Here is a 21,438-nt window from a genome sequence, read left to right on the forward strand (position 1 = left end):
ATCTGCTCCTCCGCGCGTCACCTCACGTCCATGGAAGGCGATCACTGTGACCTCTTACCGCATTCAAGAAGCTGATCTCGAAATCCCCGATACCTGGCAGGACCAGAGCATCAATATTTTTAAGCTCAGTGAAGCGCTAAAGGCATACGTGGAAAAAGCAGACGCTGACTCAATTCGCGTTCGAATTATTGATCCCACGCTGGACTCCGCTTTGCATGCTATCGGGTTTTCGAAGACGGCAGAGAATGATGTTTATTTTTTGGATGTCCCGGACGATAAGCAGAAGGCTAGGGTATTTGATGCTCTACGTTTACTGGGAGCGGCCTTTTCGGCGGGTAAGGAATGGTGCCCGTCTGAAATCTTTGAATACCTTCGGGACATGGGTTTGCTGAGCGGTAAGTATTTGAGAGTCTCGTGGACGCAGCCCGGCCAATACCTTCTTACGGACGCCTGAGTCATGGCAACAAGGGGAGAGTTTTCAATGAGTACCCATCCAGAGAATGTATTGCTGCTTGCCCTGGCCAATGATGAATTGGATAAATTCCTCGTAGGCGAGCCGTTCTACTTTCAAGAAGCCAAAAACGACTACGAGGAACCGCAAAATATCTTCGTGGCCTTCGATTCGCTGGTATTGCGTTACTGGCAGCAGACCCGGGATGCCAGCTTCCCTGCATGCTTCGTGGCGGCTCTTCTCAAGCTTCTCGCGACCTACCCCGATCGTAATCGGGCGATCTATGCCGTAGCGGGCTGGGTTTGGTACTACCTTTTTTGCCTGAGCCAAAAGCGCGAGGAGCCCGAGGGGCTCTATGCCGAGCTGTTCGAAATCGACATGGGGTCCGTGGCCTTAGCCCTTCGAAGGCAGCTTGAGATCAATCAGGCAGCGCTTATCCTGGATACACGTTGGGCTGGTGGCAGCTGGAACAGCGAGAGCGGTTTATGGGAGCCGTTGATGCGTACCGCCCTGAACGTCAGGGACAAGCTTGGAGGACCGGACTGCGTGCCTGCCAATATCTGATGAGTTATGGATCGCTGGATGTAATCGATGTCGGAAGCATTTCACTAAACGACCTCAGTTGAACGGTATTGGCGTTTTAGAGATGACTGTGAAATTTCAGGATGTTTTGGTAAGTCGCGAACACATGTTCTCTGTGGGCTTCGAACAAGACTCGGGCCGATTTTACGTATCTATACCGGTCAGCAACGGCATGGTCGACTACGAGGAATACTATGAAGTTGATCGCGCGACCTTTGATCTTTTTAAGCGTGACCCGGATGCTGCACTGCCGTTTGTTATGCGTTGCAGGAAACGTGAAGTGGACGAACTGTTGATTGTCCAGCCGGGTACCAACCGCGGCACCGCCATCTGATGATGGGCTCGCGCCGCTTTTTCCCTGGCGGAACCGGATCAAGTGTGGGAGTTCAGCTGTCTATCGATATGCCTTCAAAATAAAAACCATCAAGACAGTTGCTCCCACATTGACCGTGTTCTGGTCAGGTCATGCGGCGTCGCTGAAGTCGTAGTGCAATTCGTTGTCCCGGGCGCTGATCCGTACCCCTGCCAGCGCCTTGCCTTCGAGCATGCGGGTGAGGAACTCGCGGCTCATGTCCGGTAGCAGGCTGTTGGTCAGAATGGTGTCGATCATCCGCCCACCACTTTCGGTTTCGGTGCAACGGGAGACGATCAGGTCGATCACCGCGTCGTCGTAATCGAAGGCCACCTTGTGGGTGTTCTCCACGCGCTTCTTGATGCGGTTGAGTTGCAGGCGGGTGATGGCCTTAAGCATCTCGTCGCTGAGCGGGTAATACGGAATGGTCACCAGCCGGCCCAGCAATGCCGGCGGGAAAATCTCCAGCAGTGGTTGGCGCAGGGCCTTGGCGATTTCTTCGGGCTCCGGCACGTTTTGCGGGTCTTTGCAGACCTGGGCAATCAGCTCGGTGCCAGCGTTGGTGGTCAGCAGAATCAAGGTGTTCTTGAAGTCGATCACCCGGCCTTCGCCGTCCTCCATCACACCTTTGTCGAAGACCTGGAAGAAGATCTCGTGCACGTCCGGGTGGGCCTTTTCCACCTCGTCCAGCAGCACCACGCTGTAGGGTTTGCGCCGCACGGCTTCGGTCAGCACGCCGCCTTCGCCATAGCCGATGTAGCCCGGTGGCGCACCCTTGAGAGTGGACACCGTGTGGGCTTCCTGGAATTCGCTCATGTTGATGGTGATGACGTTCTGCTCGCCGCCGTACATGGCTTCGGCCAGGGCTAGGGCGGTTTCGGTCTTGCCCACGCCGGAGGTGCCGGCGAGCATGAATACCCCGATCGGCTTGCTCGGGTTGTCGAGGCCGGCGCGGGAGGTCTGGATGCGTTTGGCGATCATCTGCAAGGCGTGGTCCTGGCCGATGATGCGTTTCTTCAAGTGCTGGTCGAGGTTGAGTACGGTTTCCAGTTCGTTACGGGCCATGCGGCCCACCGGAATCCCGGTCCAGTCGGCGACCACCGAGGCCACGGCCTGGTAATCGACCGTCGGCAGAATCAGTGGCGTTTCCCCTTGCAGGGCGCTGAGACGCTGTTGCAGGTCCACCAGTTTTTCGCGCAAGGCGTGGCTGGTCTCGCTGCCGTCCTCGCTGTCCACCACGCCGACGCGCTCGCGCAGGGTGGCGCGGGTGGCGAGCAATTCGTCTACCAGGGTTTTCTCTTCGGCCCAGCGACTTTCCAGCTCGGCGAGGCGTTCGCGTTCGGCACTCAGCAGGTTTTCGCTTTGGGTTTGGCGGGCGCCGATGACGATGCCGATGGCGTGCTCGCGGGCGATGATCTGCAGCTCGGTTTCCAACGCCTCGATGCGCCGACGGCTGTCGTCCACTTCGGCCGGCACGGCGTGCAGGCTGATGGCAACGCGGGCGCAGGCGGTGTCCAGCAGGCTCACGGATTTGTCCGGCAACTGGCGCGCGGGGATGTAGCGATGGGACAGTTTGACCGAGGCTTCCAGGGCTTCGTCTAGGATCTGCACCTGATGGTGTTTTTCCATGGTCGAGGCCACGCCGCGCATCATCAGCAGCGCCTTGTCTTCGGACGGTTCGGCGACTTGCACCACCTGAAAGCGGCGGGTCAGGGCCGGATCTTTTTCAATATGCTTTTTGTACTCGGCCCAGGTCGTGGCGGCCACGGTGCGCAGGGTACCCCGGGCCAGGGCCGGCTTGAGCAGGTTGGCCGCGTCCCCGGTGCCGGCGGCGCCACCGGCACCTACCAGGGTGTGGGCTTCGTCGATAAACAGGATGATCGGTTTTGGTGAGGCCTGGACGTCTTCGATGACTTGGCGCAGGCGCTGTTCGAATTCACCTTTCATGCTCGCGCCGGCCTGCAACAGGCCGACGTCCAGGCTGCGCAGTTCCACATCCTTGAGCGCCGGCGGCACGTCACCGGCGACGATGCGCAGGGCAAAACCTTCGACCACGGCGGTTTTACCGACGCCGGCTTCACCGGTCAGAATCGGGTTGTTCTGCCGACGACGCATGAGGATGTCTACCAATTGGCGGATCTCTTCGTCACGGCCGACGATCGGGTCAAGCTTGCCACTGCGCGCTTGTTCGGTGAGGTCGACGGTAAAACGCTTGAGCGCTTCCTGCTTGCCCATGGCACTTGGGGCCATGGCGCCACTGGCTTCACCGGGCACGCTGCCGGCGTTGAAACCATCGCTGGCGCTGAGTGCATTTTCCGGCGAGTCGCCGACGTACTCGTCAAAACGCTCGCTCAGGGCCTCGACCTTGATCTTGTCGAACTCTGCCGACAGTCCCAGTAATCCATGGCGCAGGCTTGGGGTCTTGAGGATGCCCAGCACCAGATAACCGGTACGCACCTGGCTTTCGCCGAACATCAGGCTGCCGTAGACCCAGCCACGCTCCACGGCTTCTTCCACATGGGAAGACAAGTCAGTGATTGACGTCGAGCCCCGTGGCAAACGGTCCAGGGCTTCGGTCAGGTCCCGGGCCAGGCGCGCCGGCTCGATATTGAACTGGCGGATGAGGCGGTGCAGGTCTGAATCCTGCAATTGCAGCAATTGATGAAACCAGTGGGCCAGTTCCACATAAGGGTTACCGCGCAACTTGCAGAACACGGTGGCGGCTTCGATGGCTTTGTAGGCCACGCTGTTGAGTTTGCCGAATAACGCGGCGCGACTGATTTCACCCATGCTCTTGGCTCCTTGAGATCTGTGAGGTGTTGGCTTGCTCGGCGTAATGCCGGGCCAGTATTAAGTCCTTGGCATCTTTTGCGGGCTTGCCCACCCAGGTATTGAACCCCAGGCGGAAGCGGCCATTGAGTTGCAGCGTCGGCACTTCGGGCTGTTTCAGAACCAGGTTCAGATCCCAGTCCAGTTCATGGCCCAGGTATTCGGCCACCCAGGCCACCAGCTCATTGAAGGATGGGCTGCCGGGCAACATGCTCATGTAGTCATCCAGCTTGAGCGGCCCCAGGCGAATGCGGAATTTGTGCTGGCGATCCCAGACGCAACGGCCCAGGCAAAAATCCACGCCCAATTGATGGGCGCTGACGCCCACGCGGCTGCGCTCCGGCAGCACCAGCCATTGACCGACGTATTCTTCGATCTCCACCGGCAGGCCGAAGTACTCGCCGATGATTGCCTTCAAACCGTCGGGATAGCGGGTTTGTGCCGACAGATGACCGCTGTAATGCAGCTTCGCCGTGTCGGGTATCAGGCCTTGTTTGAGCAGGCTCGGCATGCCTCGACCGCTCAGCGCTGCCAGACGTGCCGACCAGTAGTCATCGTCCGGGCGATCATGGCTGACTGTCGGTCGCGCTTCGGCCCATGCCCGGTAAAACAGGCTCAGCAGGCGATGGTGGAATACATCCAGAAAGCGTTTGCTGGTGCTGTCGGCGTTGTTGCGCTGGCGTTCACGCACATACTCGGTGAGGTGCAGCGGCAACGGGCCGTTGGGGCCGCCGAGGCCAAAAAAGAATTGTTCCAGACGTGCCGGCGAACCGTCGATACCCGGCTGTACCGAGGCCAGGGTCGCTGGGGCGAAGGTGCAATCGGCTTGTTGCCCAAGGCGCAAGGGGTCATCGGCCAGGCGCAACGAATGACCCAGGCGCGGAAGCTCAGGCGATTCGCACTCGATGCGCCGTAATGCCTGGAAGAAGTCGTATTCCCAGGGCTCCTGGTGCATCGCGTCCAGGGTATTCACAGGGTCGGACGACGTCCGGGTTTGGCTTTCCATCGCATGATCTCGCCGCGCTCGGTGGTACGGATCACCGTCTCGGTAAAACTGTTGATCGACACGTAACGTGCCAGGAAGCGCTCGAACACTGCACCGAGCAAAAAGACGCCCGTGCCACGAAACGCGTTCTCATCGAATTCCAGGGTGATTTCCATACCGCGGCCAAACACGATCGGGCCCGGCATTGGCAAACGTCGGGTGCAGGCCTTGCTGCTGACTTCGCGCAGGCCTTCGATCTGCAATTGCAAGGCTGCATCGTTGTCGTCGCCATACAGGCGCAGCAGCTCGCGCAGGGCGGCGGCGCCCTGGCCTTGCTCGCTGAGGGACAAGTAATTGAGCGAAAGCTGGCTGATCAACCGCCAGGCCTTGGCGTCGTGGGCATGGCTGGCGCGTGGGCGGCTCGGGCCGGCCACGCAGCGTACCGCCGCTACCGGTGCGCTGTCGGCCAGGGTGAAGTCGGTCTTGTTGTTGCCCACGCTCATGAACAGGGGCAGGTCGCGGTTGGTGCATAACGCCGTTACGCCCAATTGGCGCAGGTCGTGACGATAGGGCGCCTGCTGGCTGTCCACCAGACTGACGAAGGTTTCGCTGCCGATGTAAGTCGAACGTGGGCCGTTGCGCCGCTGGCCGCTGGAGAGCATGCGGGGTTCGCGCCGCACCGTGTAATACGCCTGATCGCGGCCGTAGCGAGACGGATCGCGGACGGCGTAGAACGGCAAAAAAGGCTGTTCCGACCCGGTGCCATGGCCGGTGAGGGCGGTCAGGGAATGAATCTCGAAATCCATCGGCCGGGTACGGTCGGCGATCACATGGTGTTCATTCACCCGTTCCGACAAGTGGATGCGATCCAGGCGCTTGGGAAACAAGTTGATTGCCGGGGTGCAGAACGGCAGGAACTGTGCGGCACCGACACTGCCTTCCAGGCTCGGATCGTGACGGTCGAACAGCACGATCAATTCCAGCTCCTGGCCCTGGCAGCGTTTGACCGCCCGGCTCAACCCGGTGAAGTCGACAAACAGAAAGCGGCGGGGCAGGGCGAAGTATTCCTGCAACAGGCGATAGCCCTGGAAGGCTCGCGACACCACGGGCAGCGCGGCGTCGGTATCGTCGAACCCCACGGAGCGCAGTGCATCCTGGGGCAGGCGTTCTACCCAATCGCCGCCGGGCTGACGGGCGAAGACGGCGCAGGCGTTACCCAGCAACTGTTCGTAGAGGCGAAAGGGTTGTTCGTCGGCGCCGTTGAGGTACAGCGGCAGGTTGTCCAGGGCCAGACTGTTGAACGGCAGTTCGGCACCGGTGCGCAGGGTCAGGCGCAGGCCAGCCTTGGCCTTGGGGGCACTGGCGGCCAGGCGCCCGAGCACGGCGGACGGGTTGCCGAAGTACTCGGCCTGGCTGACCTGCAATGGCCACAACGTCACCGCATGGGCGGTGCGGTACTCACAGCAGGTTTGGCTTTCGCGACCCAGGGCTGCGCGCAGAACCGTGTCCCGGGGCAACGGGAAGCCGCTGCTCAGTGAGCCTTCATCGGGGTCTGCCTGAAATTGCACCACGGTCATCGACGGTGTCGGCGCCAGGTAATGGGGGTACGCGATTTCCAGCAGGTTGTGGGTGAAGGTCGGGTATTCGGCATCGAGCTTGAGCTGTACCCGCGCCGTCAGGTAGGCGAACCCTTCCAGTAAGCGTTCGACGTACGGATCGGCGCAGTCCATGCCGGACAACGTCAGCCGGCTGGCGATTTTCGGGTACTCCTGGGCGAACTCCGCCGCGCTTTCGCGCACGTGGTGCAGTTCCTGGTTGTACAGTTCCAGCAGGCGCGGGTTCATGAGTGTCTCCGCTGGTCGGCGTTGACCACTCGCACATGGCCGGATTCCAGGTCCAGGTCGGTTTGCAGCATCAGGCGCAGCGGCACTGGCTGCGCCCAGAGATCGCCTTCGATCTCGAAACTCAGGGCGTTGTGATTCATCTCGGCGGATGCCCGGGCCCGCACGCGCAGGGTATGGCGCAGAATCCGCGGCTCGAACGTGGCGATGGCCTGGTGGATCAGTGCTTCAAGCGCCGCGATATCGACGTTCGATGCACTGTTGCCGGCCAGGGCTGGCAGCCCGAAGTTGACCACCGAAGTGCCGGCCGGTGTGTGCAGCGTCGCATCGGCGCTGAGCAATGACGTGGTGTTGAGCAGCCACGCCAGGTCCCGCAGCACCGAGGCTTTGAGTTGGGTCAGGGACAGCACGCGCTTGTCGGCGCTTTCCTTGAGGTTGCCTGGGTCGTCGTCGGTCAACCGATCCAGCAGGGACGGTTGCAGGCGATCGCGGGTGGCGATGTCGGTTACCACGTAAATGGCGCTACATACATTTTTTGGTCCCCTCCCGTGCCGCAGGACGCAAACGTGTTGACCGCTCCCGCCTCCAGCCCTCCCGGGATCTGGCGGATAGCCTGCATTTTGCTGAGGCAGTCGCGGCTGGGCGCAGGCATGTGCTCGCTGCGCCAGACCGAAAATATCGGGATGTTGTTGAACGTTTCTACGCGCAGTTGCTGTTGTTTATTCAGGCTGAAGCTGCAAGGCCATTCCATGTCCAGCTTCATGCGACTCTGGTCGGGTTTGACCAGCGTGCATTGACCCTGGTCGTCAATCAGGCTGAGTTGCTGCCCAACAAAGACGGCCTGGGTTGTTGGCATCTGGGCATGTTCGGCGCATGCGCTCAGGCTGGTCAGGCTTATCGCCAGGCACATGGCGAGCCGGTGATTTTTCATTATGCGAGCTCCCAGAACCAGACAGCTCTGGACCTGTAAAAGAGGTCGCCGGTTTGGGTCAGTCCCCGATTCCATAGATCAATATGATCGCCAGTACGATTGTCCGCCGACTCCCCTGACTGCTGGAAACAGTCCTTGAAGAAGATAAGCCCGGTCTTGCCCATCAACGTGCGACGCTCCTCGGCGCTGTTACCCAGAATGGTTGGCCGCCCCAGATGATGCTTCCACAACCAGTTCGCCAGCGACTCGGCACCCCGGGCGTGCTCATGTGCACACTTGGGTTCGGTATAGGTGGATTTGTTGACCTTGATGGTCAGCTCTGCATTGAGTGTCGCGCTCATGCGGATAGCACACTGGTTTTCCCAAGGGCCCTCACAGGGCTTGGCGTCAGGATACGTAACCAGAAGGTCGGAATAGGCTTTCCACAAATTGACAAACGAAGGCTTGGCCATGACTCAGACACCGGATGGGAAAGGATTGGATTCGAGCAAGCACCAAAATGCCCCCGGCGCATAACGACGGGGGCACGTTCGATTACACCTTGACGTTCTGGCGGATGTTCCAGCCGAACTTGATCGGCCCGCCTTCCTTGGTGCCGTCGGCTTTTTGCGGCTGGTAGTCCACCAGCACCTTGGCGAAGTTCAGGGTGACGTTTTCAGTCAGACGATCATCGCTGCCCGAGCCGCCGGTGCTCAGGGAACTGATCAGCACTTCTTCCAGGTTGATGATCATGTACTCGACCTGGCTTTCGCCGCCGGCCTTGCGCACGGTCAGCTTGACCTTGTCGATGTGCTTGCCGCTGGCGCAGTGCATCATCAGGTTGGGTGTAGCCTTGTCGACGTACTTGGTCAGCGACAGGTCCTGGACGTTCACCTTGCCGGCTCCGCCGCCGCCGCCCACGTGCATATTGCCGGACTGAGACATGCCCCAGCTCCAGTTCAAGACGTCGATTTCGTCCTTGTGGGCCTTGTCCATGGACTCGCCCTTGATGTCGCCGATCTTGATGAAAATATCAACAGCCATGTTCTCTCCCTGTGTGGTGTCTACCACGTTGTGTTTTTCTGATCGTTCCCACGCTGAGCGTGGGAACGATCACATCAAGGGCGGTGTTACGCGCCTTTGGCCGAAGGCAGCTTGGATACCAGGCGCAGTGACACAGTCAGACCTTCGAGCTGATAGTGCGGGCGCAGGTAGAACCGGGAGTTGTAATACCCCGGGTTGCCTTCCACCTCTTCGACAATCACTTCGGCCGCCGCCAATGGGTGCTGGGCCTTGGTGGTTTCGGTGGAGTGCGCTGGGTCACCGTCGACGTAGTTGAGGATCCAGTCCTGCAACCAGCGCTGCATTTCGTCCTTCTCTTTGAAGGAGCCGATCTTGTCGCGCACGATGCACTTCAAGTAATGGGCGAAACGGCAGGTGGCGAACAGGTAGGGCAGGCGCGCGGCCAGGTTGGCGTTGGCGGTAGCATCCGGGTCGTCGTACTCAGCCGGCTTTTGCAGCGACTGGGCGCCGATGAACGCGGCGAAGTCGGTGTTTTTCTTGTGCAGCAGCGGCATGAAACCGTTCTTCGCCAGTTCCGCTTCACGGCGGTCCGAAATGGCGATTTCGGTCGGGCACTTCATGTCCACGCCACCGTCGTCGGTCGGGAAGGTGTGCGCCGGCAGGTTCTCCACTTCACCACCAGACTCCACGCCACGAATGCGCGAGCACCAGCCAAAGTGTTTGAACGAGCGGTTGATGTTCACCGCCATCGCGTAAGCGGCGTTGGCCCAGGTGTACTTGGAGCTGTCGGCGCCGTCGGTGTTTTCTTCGAAGGCGAAGGCTTCCACCGGGTCGGTCTTGGCACCGTACGGCAGGCGTGCCAGGAAGCGCGGCATGGTCAGGCCGATGTAACGCGAGTCTTCCGATTCACGCAGCGAGCGCCAGCCGGCATATTCCGGGGTGGTGAAGATTTTGGTCAGATCGCGCGGGTTCGACAGTTCCTGCCACGAGCCCATGCCCATCACGGTCGGCGATGCGGCGGCAATGAATGGCGCGTGCATGGCGGCGCAGACTTTCGACAGTTCGCCCAGCAATTCGACATCCGGCGGCGACTGGTCGAAGTAGTAATCGCCCACCAGGCAGCCGTAAGGTTCGCCGCCGAACTGGCCGTATTCTTCTTCGTACATCTTTTTGAAGATCGGGCTCTGGTCCCATGCGGTGCCCTTGAATTTCTTCAGGGTCTTGTGCAGGTCGGTCTTGGAGATGTTGAGCACGCGGATCTTGAGCTGCTCGTCGCTCTCGGTATTGTTGACCAGGTAGTGCAAGCCACGCCAGGCGCTTTCCAGTTGCTGGAACTCCGGGTGATGGATGACCTGGTTGACCTGGGCGGTGAGCTTGGCGTCGATGGCGGCGATGATCGACTCGATCGACTTGATGGCGTCGTTGGACACCAGGTCGGTCTGCGCCAGGGCCTGCTCGGCCAGGGTGCGCACGGCGGTCTCGACGGCTTCACGGGCGCGTTCGGTCTTGGGTTTGAATTCTTGCAGCAGCAGGGAGGCGAACTCGCTGGCTTCTTCGGTGGTGCCCAGTGTCTGGGCGCTTGCGCGTACTGGATCGGTCATGATCATTCGTCCTGATTAAGCCTGAGGCTCGGCGGGCTTGGGCGCACTGGCAAGTGCCTGGAGCAGCGCCGGATCCTTGATGGCCTTCATGATGATTTCTTCGGCACCGGTCTTGCCGTCCATGTAGGTCAGCAGGTTGGCCAATTGAGTGCGCGCTTCGAGCAGTTTGTTCAGCGAGTCGACCTTGCGCGCCACGGCGGCCGGGCTGAAGTCGTCCATGCTTTCAAAGGTGATGTCCAGGCTCAGGTTGCCTTCGCCGGTCAGCTCGTTGGGCACGTGGAACGCAACGCGTGGCTGCATGGCCTTGAGGCGGGAGTCGAAGTTGTCCACATCCACTTCAAGGAACTTGCGATCGGCCACAGGTGCCAGAGGCTCGGCCGGCTTGCCGGCGAGGTCAGCCATAACGCCCATTACGAAGGGCAACTGGACCTTTTTCTCGGCGCCGTAAAGCTCGACGTCGTACTCGATCTGCACTCGAGGCGCACGGTTGCGCGCGATGAATTTCTGAGAACTTTGCTTCGCCACGTTGCTGCTCCTGGTCGCTCAAGCGACGGTGTTGGCGTCATCGGCGGTGCCGGTGACGTGACTGCGTGATCCGTACGCTTTTTATTCGCTGTCTGGTCCGCGCAGGTTTTCAAATTGGCTGATGCCGTCGGGAATCAGGTTGCGCACGATCGCCGCGAAGTCGGCGTGCACCAGATTCTTTGCCCGATTCAACAGCACCGGCAGGGGGCTGGAGGGCTCGTGACGGGTGTAATACGCAAGAATCCGGTCCAGGCTGCGCAGCACGTCGTCACGGTTGTTGATTTCGCCGCTGCTGGCGTTAGCGTTGCGCGGCGCGCTTGGCGCGGTGGTGTATTCAACCGGCGCGGCACTGTCGTCGCTGATGGCATCGGGCTGGGGGCTGTCGCCGCTCTGCGGGGCGAACTGGCCGAGAATCTGCAAGGCCATTTTGAGCGGTTGCTTCAATGGGCCAAGGTCAACGCCCTGGGCGGAGCCGACTTGTTCGCTGACGTGTTGCTCGATGGTCTCGGCGGCGCTACGGGCCTCGTGCAAGGCTTTGCGGATGATGTCCAACTGTTCGGGATCGCTGTCGAGGAACGCTCCGGCGAGTTGTTCGGCGCCGAGGTTTTCGTCAGGGAAGCTTTGCAGACCGCTGGCGTTGGCGGCGGCGCGCAGGCTGACAGCGCCAAAGGTTCGCGAACGGGCCAGGATACTTTCGCGCAACAGGCGAATGGTGGCATCGGACGCCAGGCCGGCGAGGGCATTGATGCGCACGGTGGGATCGTTGTCGTCTTCGGCATCCAGGCGTGGATGCAGGTCGGCCCAGTATTGCTTGAGCAATTCGCTGATCAGCGTCAGGACGCGGGCCAGGCCGGGGACACCTTCCAGGGCAAGGGAGCTTTGCAAAAGGAAATGGGTGATACGCAGGTCTTTGCTGCGTTGCAACAAATCCAGGCTTTGCTGCTGGATGCTGCGCCATTCAGGCGGTTCGGCAGGCAATATCGAATCGCCCATGCTGCGCTCGGGCTGGCCTTGGGAATCGCGTTCCAGGCGCAAAAAGTCAGCGTCGTATTCCAGATCTTCGCCACAAGGCGAAGTCGCGGAAACGGCGGCGAGCAGCAAAGGCACTTCCACTGAAATTGATCTCCCTATCGCCCGCGACAGAAACGGGCAGTTCACACGTTAGTTCCAAGTGGAACTTCGCATGTTTCCTTGTGTGTAATGGCCCTTTGGATCCTCTGTGATCTTAAAGTGCCATCACTGTATTCAAGAAAGTTGTTCATTTTTGGTGTAGTACTTATGGCTTGTCAAGGTAAGCTATTTCTCCTGTGTGACAGATGTGAGGTGCTTAACAACCCTCGCGACCGGTAGGTCCAAGAAGGTACTGACGCAGATTTTTTGTCACGTAAACCGGTTAAGATCAGCAAATGTGCTGGTAAAAAGCTGTTTTTTAGGTTGTTTGCAAGGTTTGTCGGCGAGCTTCGCGGGGATTGATCCCTTCATTCGCCGGCGCGCAAAGTGTGCAGCAAGGAGGCAAGATGCCGCTGTGTTTGACTATCACTAGTTATCACAAGATTACCCCTGGTCAATGCTCTGAAAAATCCATGGATCAGGGAGTAATGGCAATTGGCCGTAATTCTGATAATGACTGGGTATTGCCCGATCCAGAGCGCTTGGTTTCCGGAAAGCATTGCGTTATTCAATATAAAGATGGCCGGTATTATTTAACCGATAACAGCACTAATGGTGTGGAATTGGTTAAGGCCGGCATCCGTCTGCGCAAAGGAAACAGCGAGCCATTGCAAGATGGGGAAGTGATCCGCATAGGTGATTATGAAATCCAGGCGCGCATCGATTTCAATCTGCCGGTGACTGACAACAACCCTTTTGCCGATTCGTCCAACAGCTTCGAGGCTCTGATGGGGCGTCAGGGCGCCGGCGTGGCTACGCCGACATCGTCGCCCATGACACCACCTGCACATTTCCAGGGTGTGTCGGCCATGGACACGCTGCCGGACTTGTTCGACTTTCTGGCACCGAGCAGCATCCCGCCAGCCACTCAGTCCGACCATGTTCCGGCTGAGCAGCACGATTTCCGCCCACCGACCCCGATCCCCAACCCGACACCCATGGCCGAGCCTGTGCCGCTGGCGTCGGCCCCAGCCCCAGCGCCGGTGATTCCGGAAGATTGGGACCTGTTCAGCGACCAGCCTGCGCCGATGGCGATTGCTCCCTTGCCTGTTGCAGAAGTTGCGCCACCACCCGTACCTCAAATCAGCGTGCCGATCGAGCCGGCACCCCTGCGCGAACCGCCCGTGGCTATCGTCGAGCCCCCGGTCAATCCGGTCAATCCGGTCAGCCCGGTCGACCATTCGCAACCCGACCTGTTACGAGCCTTTCTGCGCGGCGCCGGGCTGGATCAAGTGCGCCTGGAAAAGGCCCAGGCCGAAGCGCAGATGGAAAACATCGGCCGCAGTTATCGATTGATGGTCGAAGGCCTGATCGATGTCTTGCGCGCCCGCAGCAGCCTCAAGGGCGAGTTTCGCATTCAGCAGACGATGATTCAGCCGGTGGAAAACAACCCGCTGAAATTCGCTCCCAACGTCGATGAGGCCTTGCTGCTGCTGTTGCGCCACACCAATCAGGCGTTCATGGCGCCGGACCTGGCGGTGCGCGACAGCTTCGATGACTTGCGTGCCCACCAGTTGGCGGTGATGGCCGGTGTGGAAGCGGCGATCAAGCATCTGCTGTCGCGTTTCGAGCCGGCACAACTGGAAGAGCGCATGGGCAAGCCCGCTGGCCTGTCGAGCATTTTCAATGGTTCACGACAGGCCCAGTACTGGCAGCAGTTCACCGAGCTCTACAGCAATATTTCCCGTGAGGCCCAAGAGGATTTCCAGGACCTGTTCGGTCGGGAATTCAGCCGTGCCTACGAAGAACACAGTACCAGGCAACGCCGCCGCTGAGCGTGGCCGTTGCATAACGGCATTCAGAGCAAAGAACGGAACAACGGATAGCTGAAACGTCATTGAGGACGCAGGATGATTCACAGGTTTTTACTCGCAGTCGCCACCGCGCTTCTGCTGACCGCGTGTGCCAAGGAGGCCACCAAACCCCAGCCCGAAGAGGCTGAGGCCGACACGGCCGCCGTCGAGTTGCACTTTCACGCCATCGCCGGGCTCAACCCCGGAGCCACTGGCCAGCCGGCCCCGGTCCGGGTGCGCATTTTCGAATTGAAGAATGCCGCCACCTTCGGTCGTTCCGATTATTTCGCACTGGCCGAACGAGCCCAGGCGACGCTCGGTGCGGATCTGATCGACCAGGACGAAGTGCTGATCCAGCCTGGCCAGCAGTTGAGTCTGCAGCGTGACCTCGATCCGGCCACCCGCCATATCGGCGTGCTGGTGGGGTATCGCGAGCTGGATCAGTCGCTGTGGCGCACGGTAATGAACGTCCCGCCGCGCCAATACACCGAATACCAGATCAGCCTCGACGTGCGAGCCGTGCGCAGCGCCGTCGCGGTTCCCCCATCCAGCCCTGCCCAATAAACAATCGGAGCCCCCCATGTCCTGGAACAATCGCGTGGTCTGGTCGGAAGGCATGTTCATTGGAACGCAGCACTTCCAGCAGCATGACCGTTACCTGGAGAATCTCATCGACGCCCGGAGTCGCCCATTGTCGGCCGGTGCCTGGGGGTTTTCTGAGTTGCTGATCGACCAGGGCCTGCTGGCCCAGGGCAAACTGGCGATCATCTCGGCGCGGGGCCTGTTGCCAGACGGCACGCCATTCAACATTCCCCAGGATGATCTGGCGCCGAGCCCGCTGAATATCGATGACAACCTGCGCGATGGTTTGGTGTACCTGGCCTTGCCGCTCAAGCGCGCCGGCGCGCGTGACACCGTTGACGAAGGCGAGGCCCTGGGCGCTGCGCGCTATGTGAGTCAGGTGCGCGAAGTGCGGGACGACAACGCGCCGTTCGAAAACCAGGCCCCGGTGGCCGTGGGGTCGAGGGCACTGCGATTATTGGTCGCCCGGGATGGCATCAGCGACTACGCGGCCATCGGCCTGGTGCGAATCAAGGAGAAACGCGCCGACCGCGCCTTGGTGCTCGATGACACTTACATCCCGCCGCTGCTGGATGTGGTCGCCTCCACGCCCTTGGCTGCGTTTCGCAACGAGCTACTGGGCCTGCTTCATCAACGCGGAGAAGCGCTCGCTGGGCGGGTGGTGGCGTCCGGTGCCGGCGGTGCTTCGGAGATTGCCGACTTCATGCTGCTGCAACTGGTCAACCGTGCTCAGCCGTTGATCCAGCACTTGAGCCACTTGAGCCCTTTGCATCCCGAGCGCTTCTACAGCGAGTTGGTGAGCCTGGCCGGGGAATTCTCGACTTTTACCGCTTCCGGGCGGCGACCGCAGGAATTCCCGCAGTACCAGCATGATGACCTCGCGCTGAGTTTTGCGCCGGTGATGCAAGCCCTGCGTGAAGCGCTGTCGATGCTGATCGACAGCAAGGCCACGCCGATTCCGATCGTCGAAAAAGCCTATGGCATTCATGTGGCCATGCTGGCTGACAAGACCCTGCTCGACAACGCCAGTTTTATTCTGGTGGTGCGCGCCGATGTACCTGCCGAGACCCTGCGCAGCCGCTTCGGCCTGCAGAGCAAAATCGGCTCGGTGGAACACATTCGCGACATGGTCAACCTGCAATTGCCGGGCATCGGCCTGCTGCCGCTGCCGGTGGCGCCACGGCAGATTCCCTATCACGCCGGCTCCACCTATTACGAACTCGACCGGGGCAGCGAGCATTGGCAACAACTGGCCAACTCCGGCGGTTTTGCGTTCCACATCGCGGGTCAGTTCCCGGGGTTGAACCTGGCTTTCTGGGCGATCCGAGGATAAACCGCGATGAATAACGACGATCGTACCCAGTTCATGCCGACCCCCGGTGGCCGTGGCGCCGAGCCGGCCCGCCCGGACCCTGGCCGCGCCCAGCCCGCGCCACTGTCGATGCCGGCCGCGCCGCTGTTGACCGGCAAAGCCGAAGGTCTCAACCCCCTGGAGAGCGCCGCGGGCCCGCTGCTGGCTTTGCTGACCCGCTTGCGCAACACCATTGCCCACCCGGCACCGGCGAGTCTGCGGGCGCAACTACTGGCCTACCTGCGCCAGTTCGAGGAGCGCGCCGAGGCCGCCGGCGTGGTGCGCAACGATGTGTTGCTGGCCCGTTACGCCTTGTGCACCGCCCTGGATGAAGCGGTGTTGAGTACGCCGTGGGGTGGCACCGGCGACTGGGGCAAGCAGAGCCTGCTGATCACCGTGCACAACGAGGCCTGGGGCGGCGAGAAGGTGTTCCAGCTATTGGAACATTGCCTGCAAAGCCCCCGCGAACGTTTGTATCTGTTGGAGCTGTTGTACCTGTGCATGTGCCTGGGTTTCGAAGGGCGTTATCGGGTCATGAATGATGGTCGCAGCCAACTGGAGGCGTTGCGTGAGCGCACCAGTGCGGTTATCCGCAGCGCCCGTGGCGAATATGAGCGTGAACTGTCGCCCCATTGGCGCGGCGTGACCATGGCGCGCGATCGACTGGCGCAATTCATGCCGCCATGGATCGCGGTGGCCATCGGTGTGGCGTTGCTGCTGGCCCTGGTGTTCGGCCTGCGCTTGAAACTGGCCGCCGATGCCGAGCCGGTGTTTAAAAACATTCATGCGCTGGGCGAGATCCCGGTGCAGGCCATCGACCGTCCGGTGGTGCAGCCGAAACTGGTCGAGCGGCCACGCTTGGCCGGTTTTCTCGCTGATGAAATCAAGGCTGGCCGGGTGGCCGTGGAAGATGCCGTTGACCGTTCAGTGGTGACCATCCGTGGCGATGAGCTGTTCGCCTCGGGCAGCGCCAGTATCGTCGACAATTTCCAGCCGCTGATGCTGCGCATCGCCGATGCCATTCGCAAGGTCAAGGGCCAGGTCCGGGTGACCGGCCACAGTGACAATCGCCCGATTGCCACCTTGAGGTTTCCATCGAACTGGGCGTTGTCCGAGGCGCGGGCCACTTCGGTGCTGCAAATCCTTTCGGCCAAGACCGGCCAGCCCGAGCGCTTCAGCGCCGAAGGCCGCAGCGACACCGAGCCGTTGGCCTCGAACGCTACGACCGAGGGCCGCGCACGCAATCGTCGGGTCGAAATCACAGTGTTGGCGGAGGGGGTCGAGTGAAGGCGTTTTTCAGTTTTATGACTCGCTGGGTCATTCCGTTGCTGGGGCTGATTGCCCTGAGCCTGATCATCTGGTTTGTCGGGCCGCTGCTTGAACTCCTGGTGCCCGAAGGCCGGCGCTGGACGCTGATCATTCTGGTATTCGCGGTGTGGATCGCCTATCGAGTGTTTCGCATCATCCAGGCCCGCCGTCAGGCCGCCGAAGTCATGCGCAGTCTGGCGGCGCAAACCCCGCCGGACCCGACCAGCATCGCTACGGCCGAAGAGCTCGAAACCCTGCGTCAACGTATGGACGAAGCCCTGACGCTGTTGAAGAAAGCCAAGCTGGGCGGCGACGAACGACGCAATCTCTACGAATTGCCGTGGTACGTGATCATCGGCCCGCCGGGTTCGGGCAAGACCACGGCGCTGGTCAACTCCGGTCTGCATTTTCCGTTGGCCGCGCAGTTGGGCGCCGGTGCGGTGCGCGGCGTCGGCGGTACGCGTAATTGTGATTGGTGGTTTACCGACCAGGCTGTGCTGCTCGACACCGCAGGCCGCTACACCACTCAGGACAGCGACGCGACGGTCGACAAGGCAGCATGGCTGGGCTTTCTGGGGCTGTTGAAAAAACAGCGGGCCCGTCGCCCGATCGACGGTGCATTTATCGCCATCAGCCTCTCCGACCTGTTGCTGGGCAGCGATGCCGAACGCGCCGCCCATGCCGCTGCGATACGCCTGCGCATTCAGGAGCTGTACACCCAACTGGGCGTGCGCTTCCCGATCTACCTGATGCTGACCAAGCTCGATCTGGTGCCTGGGTTCATGGAGTATTTCGACACCCTGAGCAAGGAAGAGCGAGCCCAGGTCTGGGGCATGACCTTCGCTCTGGATGACGGCAAAAGCAATGACAGCCCGCTGGCCCATCTGCAAAGCGAATTCGCCGGTCTGGAGCAACGCCTGAATGATCGGCTGGTGGAGCGCTTGCAGCAGGAACGCGACCCGGCGCGGCGCGATCTGATCTACGGTTTTCCACAGCAGTTCGGCGCGTTGAAGGATTGCCTGCAAAGCTTCCTTGAGGGCGTGTTCAAACCCAACGCCTTTGAAGAGCGGGCGCTGTTGCGCGGGGTGTATTTCACCAGCGGCACCCAGGAAGGCAGCCCGATTGACCGGCTGATCGGCTCCATGGCCCAGAGCATGAACCTGGACCGCCAGCACCTGGTGCGCCAGAACGGCACCGGGCGCAGTTACTTCATCGAAAAGCTCTTCAGCGCCGTGGCCTTTGCCGAGCGTGGGCTGGTGGGTGTCAATCCGAAAGTCGAACGTCGACGCAAGTGGATCGCCCAGGGCGTGCTGGCCTCGACCGTAGCCTTGGTGCTGGTGGTCGGGACCTTGTGGTGGGTCAGCTACCGCGCCAATCAGGCGTATATCGCGCAAGTCGATCAGAAAGTCGTGCCCCTGGGCCAGGCCGTGCAGAACCTCAGCCCGGCCCAGCGGGACGTGCTCGCCGTGTTGCCCTTGCTCAACGCAGTGAAGCACTTGGCCGATGATGCGCCGAACTGGGCCGAAGGCCTGGGTCTGTATCAGGGCGACATGCTTGAAGCCGAGTCCGGCAGCGTTTATCGCAAGCTGTTGATCGCGGTCTTCGCGCCGCGCTTGCTCACGCGTATCGAGGAGCAACTGCACGGCGGCGGCAATTCGGACTTCCTTTACGAAGGCTTGAAGGCCTACCTGATGCTCGCCGACAGTGAGCATTACGATGCTGATTTCATCAAGGCGTGGATCGCCCTGGACTGGGACCGCAGCCTGCCGCGCGACTTGCCGGCCGAGCAGCGCGTAGCCCTCGGTGAGCACTTGCAGGCGCTGTTCGAACGCCATCCGCCCACTGCGCGTCTCGACCCACGCCTGATCGACGATTTACGCCGGCAGTTGCAACAGCTGCCGGTGGCCCAGCGTGTCTACGACCGGATCAAACGGCAGAAGCTGCCGGACGGCATTGCGGACTTTCGTCTTAACGAAGCGGCCGGGCGCGATGCTGCGCTGGTGTTCAGCCGCAAGAGCGGCAAGCCGCTGGGCGACCCCTTGAGTGGCTTCTTCACGGCCAAGGGTTACCGCCAAGGGTTTTTGCTCACCAGCCTGAACCAGACCGGCACCCTGGCCGAGGAGCAGTGGGTGCTCGGTCGCGATCAGGCAGAACAACAGAACGTCGCCAGCCTGGCTGCCGATGTACGCCGTTTGTATTTCCAGGATTACCAGCGCCAGTGGGACGCCTTGTTGGCTGATATCGACTTCGTGCCGATCACCAGCGTGGCCCAGGCCGCCGATGTGCTGCGGGTGATTTCCGGGCCGACTTCGCCGTTGAAAAAACTGCTGGTGGCGGTGGCGAAGGAAACCGACCTGCAACAGGAAGAACGCGTGCTGGCCGCCAAGGGCGCGCCGGTGGAGGGCGGGGTCGACAAGCTCAAAGAGCGCTTGGGCACTTTGCTCGGCCAGGAGCAGGCGATGCAAAACACGCCTGAGGCCAGTGACGATCCAGTCACCGCGCATTTTGCCGAACTCAACCGCATCGTCAGCAAGAACGAAGGCGAGCCGGCAGCCATCGACGGCCTGCTGGCCGACATGAACGCCCTGTATGTGCAGGTCAGCGCCATGGTCGGTGCCAGCGGCGACGCCTTGCTTGGCGAAGCCAAGAACCAGGCCGCAGCGGCGGCGACGCGGGTCAGCCTCAACGCCGAGCGTCAACCGGCGTTGGTGCAGGGCCTGGTCAAGTCGGTGGTCAACTCCACCACCAACAGCATGATGGGTGGAGTACGCAATCAACTGAACGCGGCCTGGACCAGCGAAGTGGTGAACATCTATCGCCAGTCCCTGGCCGGGCGTTATCCGATGTCGCCAGGCAGTGCACGGGACGCGACCCTCGACGACTTCGGTCAGTTCTTCGGCGTGGGCGGGGTAATGGACAACTACTTCCGTAAATACCTGCAGCCCTACGTGGATACCTCGACCCAGGCCTGGCGCTGGCAACCGGGCGCCGCGCAGAAGCTCGGCATCGCCCCGGGCGTGCTGCAAACCTTCCAGCGGGCAGCGACCATCCGGGATGCGTTTTTCCGTTCCGGCGGTACCCAGCCGATGGTGCGCTTCGAACTCAAGCCCGTGGCCATGGATTCCACCATCACCCAGTTTTTGCTCGACCTCGACGGCCAGCAATTGAGCTACGACCACGGACCTAGCCGTCCGACCGCGATGCAATGGCCCAACCCCGGCAGCATCGGCGTGGTGCGGATCTCGATCATGCCGCCCACGGCCAGCGGTCGGTCCGGCATCACCCTGGACGGGCCCTGGGCCTGGTTCCGCCTGCTCGAGCAATCGGACCTGACCGCCGGCAACTCGCCGGACCGCTTCAACCTGCGGTTGCGGGTCGATGGCGCCAGCGCCTCTTATGAGCTACGGGCCAACAGCGCCTTCAACCCGTTCAAGAGCCGTGTGCTCAGCGGTTTCAGCCTGCCGGAGCGCTTATGAGCACGCCGGGCTTCTATGGAAAGTTGGCCAGTCGCGGGGACTTTGTCAGCCGTGGTTTGCCGCAGAGTTTTATCGGCCCTTGGGATTCGTGGCTGGCAGCGGGGTTGCTCGCCAGCCAGAGCCTTGGCGACCGTTGGCTGAATGCCTATCTGGTCAGTCCGCTGTGGCGCTTTATGGTTGCGCCCGGTGTGTGTGGGCCGCAGGCCGCCGTGGGGGTGGTGATGCCGAGCATTGATCGGGTTGGCCGGTATTTTCCGCTGACCGTCGCGGTGCTGCTGGATCACGACGCTGATCCTGCGTCGGTGATAGGCGGTTCGGATATCTGGTTTGAACAGGTCGAGCAATTGCTGTTGAGCACCTTGAACGTGGAGGCAAGCTTCGAGGCCTTCGGTGCAGGACTGGAGGCGCTGGGCAGCCCGGCTTATCTGCGACGCACCCCGAGCGGCCGTTTTGCCGGTTTGCACCGCTTTGATGTCACTGATCCGCAGGCGCGAATGATCGCCCTCGCCGAACAGGCCTGCGAAGGGGCCAGTGTGTGGTGGGGCCAGGGTTCGGAGCGCATCGCCCCCGGTTTGTTGCGGTGCCAGGGCCTGCCGGCCGCCGCTGATTTTGCGCAATTTTTGCTCGGCCAAGAAGGTGTTGTGTAGATGTGTTCAAAC

General features: G+C 61.1%; 19 protein-coding genes. 9 read left to right on the forward strand and 10 right to left on the reverse strand.

The window, feature by feature from the left end; genetic code table 11:
* The first annotated feature begins 46 nt into the window (after positions 1 to 46).
* The 3 genes from AC1DQM_RS09635 (at position 47) to AC1DQM_RS09645 (ending at position 1,367) form a co-directional block, all read left to right on the forward strand.
* Positions 47 to 454: a hypothetical protein gene (locus AC1DQM_RS09635; RefSeq protein ID WP_477746082.1), complete on the forward strand. Its 408-nt coding sequence runs from the start codon at positions 47 to 49 to the stop codon at positions 452 to 454.
* A gap of 27 nt (positions 455 to 481) precedes the next feature.
* Entirely contained in the window at positions 482 to 1,015 is a 534-nt protein-coding gene (locus tag AC1DQM_RS09640) for a hypothetical protein (protein ID WP_477746083.1), read from the forward strand.
* Between the two features lie 88 nt (positions 1,016 to 1,103).
* Positions 1,104 to 1,367, forward strand: a complete 264-nt coding sequence (locus tag AC1DQM_RS09645; protein WP_477746240.1) for a hypothetical protein — start codon at positions 1,104 to 1,106, stop codon at positions 1,365 to 1,367.
* A 129-nt stretch (positions 1,368 to 1,496) separates the two neighbouring features.
* Here the strand turns inward: AC1DQM_RS09645 and tssH are convergent, their stop codons facing one another.
* The 10 genes from tssH to tssA all read right to left on the reverse strand — a co-directional run bounded on the left by tssH (position 1,497) and on the right by tssA (position 12,212).
* Positions 1,497 to 4,175: a type VI secretion system ATPase TssH gene (tssH, locus tag AC1DQM_RS09650; RefSeq protein WP_019650054.1), complete on the reverse strand. Its 2,679-nt coding sequence runs from the start codon at positions 4,173 to 4,175 to the stop codon at positions 1,497 to 1,499.
* Positions 4,168 to 5,220: a type VI secretion system baseplate subunit TssG gene (gene tssG / locus AC1DQM_RS09655; RefSeq protein WP_138866529.1), complete on the reverse strand. Its 1,053-nt coding sequence runs from the start codon at positions 5,218 to 5,220 to the stop codon at positions 4,168 to 4,170. The genes tssH and tssG overlap by 8 nt, the downstream gene beginning before the upstream one ends.
* Positions 5,184 to 7,043, reverse strand: a complete 1,860-nt coding sequence (gene tssF / locus AC1DQM_RS09660; protein WP_477746084.1) for a type VI secretion system baseplate subunit TssF — start codon at positions 7,041 to 7,043, stop codon at positions 5,184 to 5,186. Before tssF ends, tssG begins: the two co-directional genes overlap by 37 nt.
* Entirely contained in the window at positions 7,040 to 7,552 is a 513-nt protein-coding gene (tssE, locus tag AC1DQM_RS09665) for a type VI secretion system baseplate subunit TssE (RefSeq protein WP_018927413.1), read from the reverse strand. Before tssE ends, tssF begins: the two co-directional genes overlap by 4 nt.
* Complete coding sequence (locus AC1DQM_RS09670; RefSeq protein ID WP_019650056.1) at positions 7,546 to 7,971, reverse strand: hypothetical protein; 426 nt, start codon at positions 7,969 to 7,971, stop codon at positions 7,546 to 7,548. The genes tssE and AC1DQM_RS09670 overlap by 7 nt, the downstream gene beginning before the upstream one ends.
* Positions 7,971 to 8,423, reverse strand: a complete 453-nt coding sequence (locus AC1DQM_RS09675) for a type VI secretion system amidase effector protein Tae4 (protein WP_018927415.1) — start codon at positions 8,421 to 8,423, stop codon at positions 7,971 to 7,973. The genes AC1DQM_RS09670 and AC1DQM_RS09675 overlap by 1 nt, the downstream gene beginning before the upstream one ends.
* An 82-nt stretch (positions 8,424 to 8,505) precedes the next feature.
* Positions 8,506 to 8,994 (reverse strand): Hcp family type VI secretion system effector, encoded by a 489-nt coding sequence (locus AC1DQM_RS09680; RefSeq protein WP_018927416.1) that lies wholly within the window; start codon positions 8,992 to 8,994, stop codon positions 8,506 to 8,508.
* Positions 8,995 to 9,080: 86 nt separating this feature from the next.
* The gene (tssC, locus tag AC1DQM_RS09685) at positions 9,081 to 10,574 is read right to left on the reverse strand and encodes a type VI secretion system contractile sheath large subunit (protein ID WP_018927417.1); all 1,494 of its coding nucleotides are present in this window, start codon (positions 10,572 to 10,574) and stop codon (positions 9,081 to 9,083) included.
* Positions 10,575 to 10,589: 15 nt separating this feature from the next.
* A complete protein-coding gene (gene tssB, locus AC1DQM_RS09690; protein ID WP_007894500.1) occupies positions 10,590 to 11,099 on the reverse strand; it encodes a type VI secretion system contractile sheath small subunit in 510 nt (169 codons plus the stop codon).
* A gap of 81 nt (positions 11,100 to 11,180) precedes the next feature.
* Positions 11,181 to 12,212: a type VI secretion system protein TssA gene (gene tssA, locus AC1DQM_RS09695; RefSeq protein ID WP_258612870.1), complete on the reverse strand. Its 1,032-nt coding sequence runs from the start codon at positions 12,210 to 12,212 to the stop codon at positions 11,181 to 11,183.
* A gap of 404 nt (positions 12,213 to 12,616) precedes the next feature.
* Between tssA and tagH the strand changes: the two genes are divergently transcribed.
* From tagH to tagF, 6 genes are all read left to right on the forward strand, one after another.
* Positions 12,617 to 14,044: a type VI secretion system-associated FHA domain protein TagH gene (gene tagH, locus AC1DQM_RS09700; protein ID WP_477746085.1), complete on the forward strand. Its 1,428-nt coding sequence runs from the start codon at positions 12,617 to 12,619 to the stop codon at positions 14,042 to 14,044.
* A gap of 75 nt (positions 14,045 to 14,119) precedes the next feature.
* Positions 14,120 to 14,626 (forward strand): type VI secretion system lipoprotein TssJ, encoded by a 507-nt coding sequence (gene tssJ, locus AC1DQM_RS09705; RefSeq protein ID WP_018927420.1) that lies wholly within the window; start codon positions 14,120 to 14,122, stop codon positions 14,624 to 14,626.
* 16 nt (positions 14,627 to 14,642) lie between these two features.
* Positions 14,643 to 15,977 carry a type VI secretion system baseplate subunit TssK gene (gene tssK, locus AC1DQM_RS09710; RefSeq protein WP_018927421.1) on the forward strand — a complete coding sequence of 445 codons (1,335 nt, stop codon included), beginning with the start codon at positions 14,643 to 14,645 and terminating at the stop codon, positions 15,975 to 15,977.
* Between the two features lie 6 nt (positions 15,978 to 15,983).
* Positions 15,984 to 17,282, forward strand: coding sequence for a DotU family type VI secretion system protein (locus AC1DQM_RS09715; RefSeq protein WP_477746086.1), 1,299 nt, complete (start codon positions 15,984 to 15,986; stop codon positions 17,280 to 17,282).
* A complete protein-coding gene (gene tssM, locus AC1DQM_RS09720; protein ID WP_064621131.1) occupies positions 17,279 to 20,779 on the forward strand; it encodes a type VI secretion system membrane subunit TssM in 3,501 nt (1,166 codons plus the stop codon). Before AC1DQM_RS09715 ends, tssM begins: the two co-directional genes overlap by 4 nt.
* Positions 20,776 to 21,426, forward strand: coding sequence for a type VI secretion system-associated protein TagF (gene tagF, locus AC1DQM_RS09725; RefSeq protein WP_064621130.1), 651 nt, complete (start codon positions 20,776 to 20,778; stop codon positions 21,424 to 21,426). Before tssM ends, tagF begins: the two co-directional genes overlap by 4 nt.
* Positions 21,427 to 21,438: the final 12 nt, after the last annotated feature.

The organism is Pseudomonas sp. 01L34 (assembly GCF_056400265.1).

Excerpts from the sequence above, each read along its gene's own strand:
- AC1DQM_RS09640 (WP_477746083.1), top strand. The coding sequence starts at position 482 with ATGAGTACCCATCCAGAGAATGTATTGCTGCTTGCCCTGGCCAATGAT.
- tssH (WP_019650054.1), bottom strand. The coding sequence starts at position 4,175 with ATGGGTGAAATCAGTCGCGCCGCGTTATTCGGCAAACTCAACAGCGTG.
- tssC (WP_018927417.1), bottom strand. The coding sequence starts at position 10,574 with ATGACCGATCCAGTACGCGCAAGCGCCCAGACACTGGGCACCACCGAA.
- tssK (WP_018927421.1), top strand. The coding sequence starts at position 14,643 with ATGTCCTGGAACAATCGCGTGGTCTGGTCGGAAGGCATGTTCATTGGA.
- tssF (WP_477746084.1), bottom strand. The coding sequence starts at position 7,043 with ATGAACCCGCGCCTGCTGGAACTGTACAACCAGGAACTGCACCACGTG.
- AC1DQM_RS09715 (WP_477746086.1), top strand. The coding sequence starts at position 15,984 with ATGAATAACGACGATCGTACCCAGTTCATGCCGACCCCCGGTGGCCGT.
- tssG (WP_138866529.1), bottom strand. The coding sequence starts at position 5,220 with ATGGAAAGCCAAACCCGGACGTCGTCCGACCCTGTGAATACCCTGGAC.
- tagF (WP_064621130.1), top strand. The coding sequence starts at position 20,776 with ATGAGCACGCCGGGCTTCTATGGAAAGTTGGCCAGTCGCGGGGACTTT.
- tssJ (WP_018927420.1), top strand. The coding sequence starts at position 14,120 with ATGATTCACAGGTTTTTACTCGCAGTCGCCACCGCGCTTCTGCTGACC.
- AC1DQM_RS09675 (WP_018927415.1), bottom strand. The coding sequence starts at position 8,423 with ATGGCCAAGCCTTCGTTTGTCAATTTGTGGAAAGCCTATTCCGACCTT.
- AC1DQM_RS09680 (WP_018927416.1), bottom strand. The coding sequence starts at position 8,994 with ATGGCTGTTGATATTTTCATCAAGATCGGCGACATCAAGGGCGAGTCC.
- AC1DQM_RS09670 (WP_019650056.1), bottom strand. The coding sequence starts at position 7,971 with ATGAAAAATCACCGGCTCGCCATGTGCCTGGCGATAAGCCTGACCAGC.
- tagH (WP_477746085.1), top strand. The coding sequence starts at position 12,617 with ATGCCGCTGTGTTTGACTATCACTAGTTATCACAAGATTACCCCTGGT.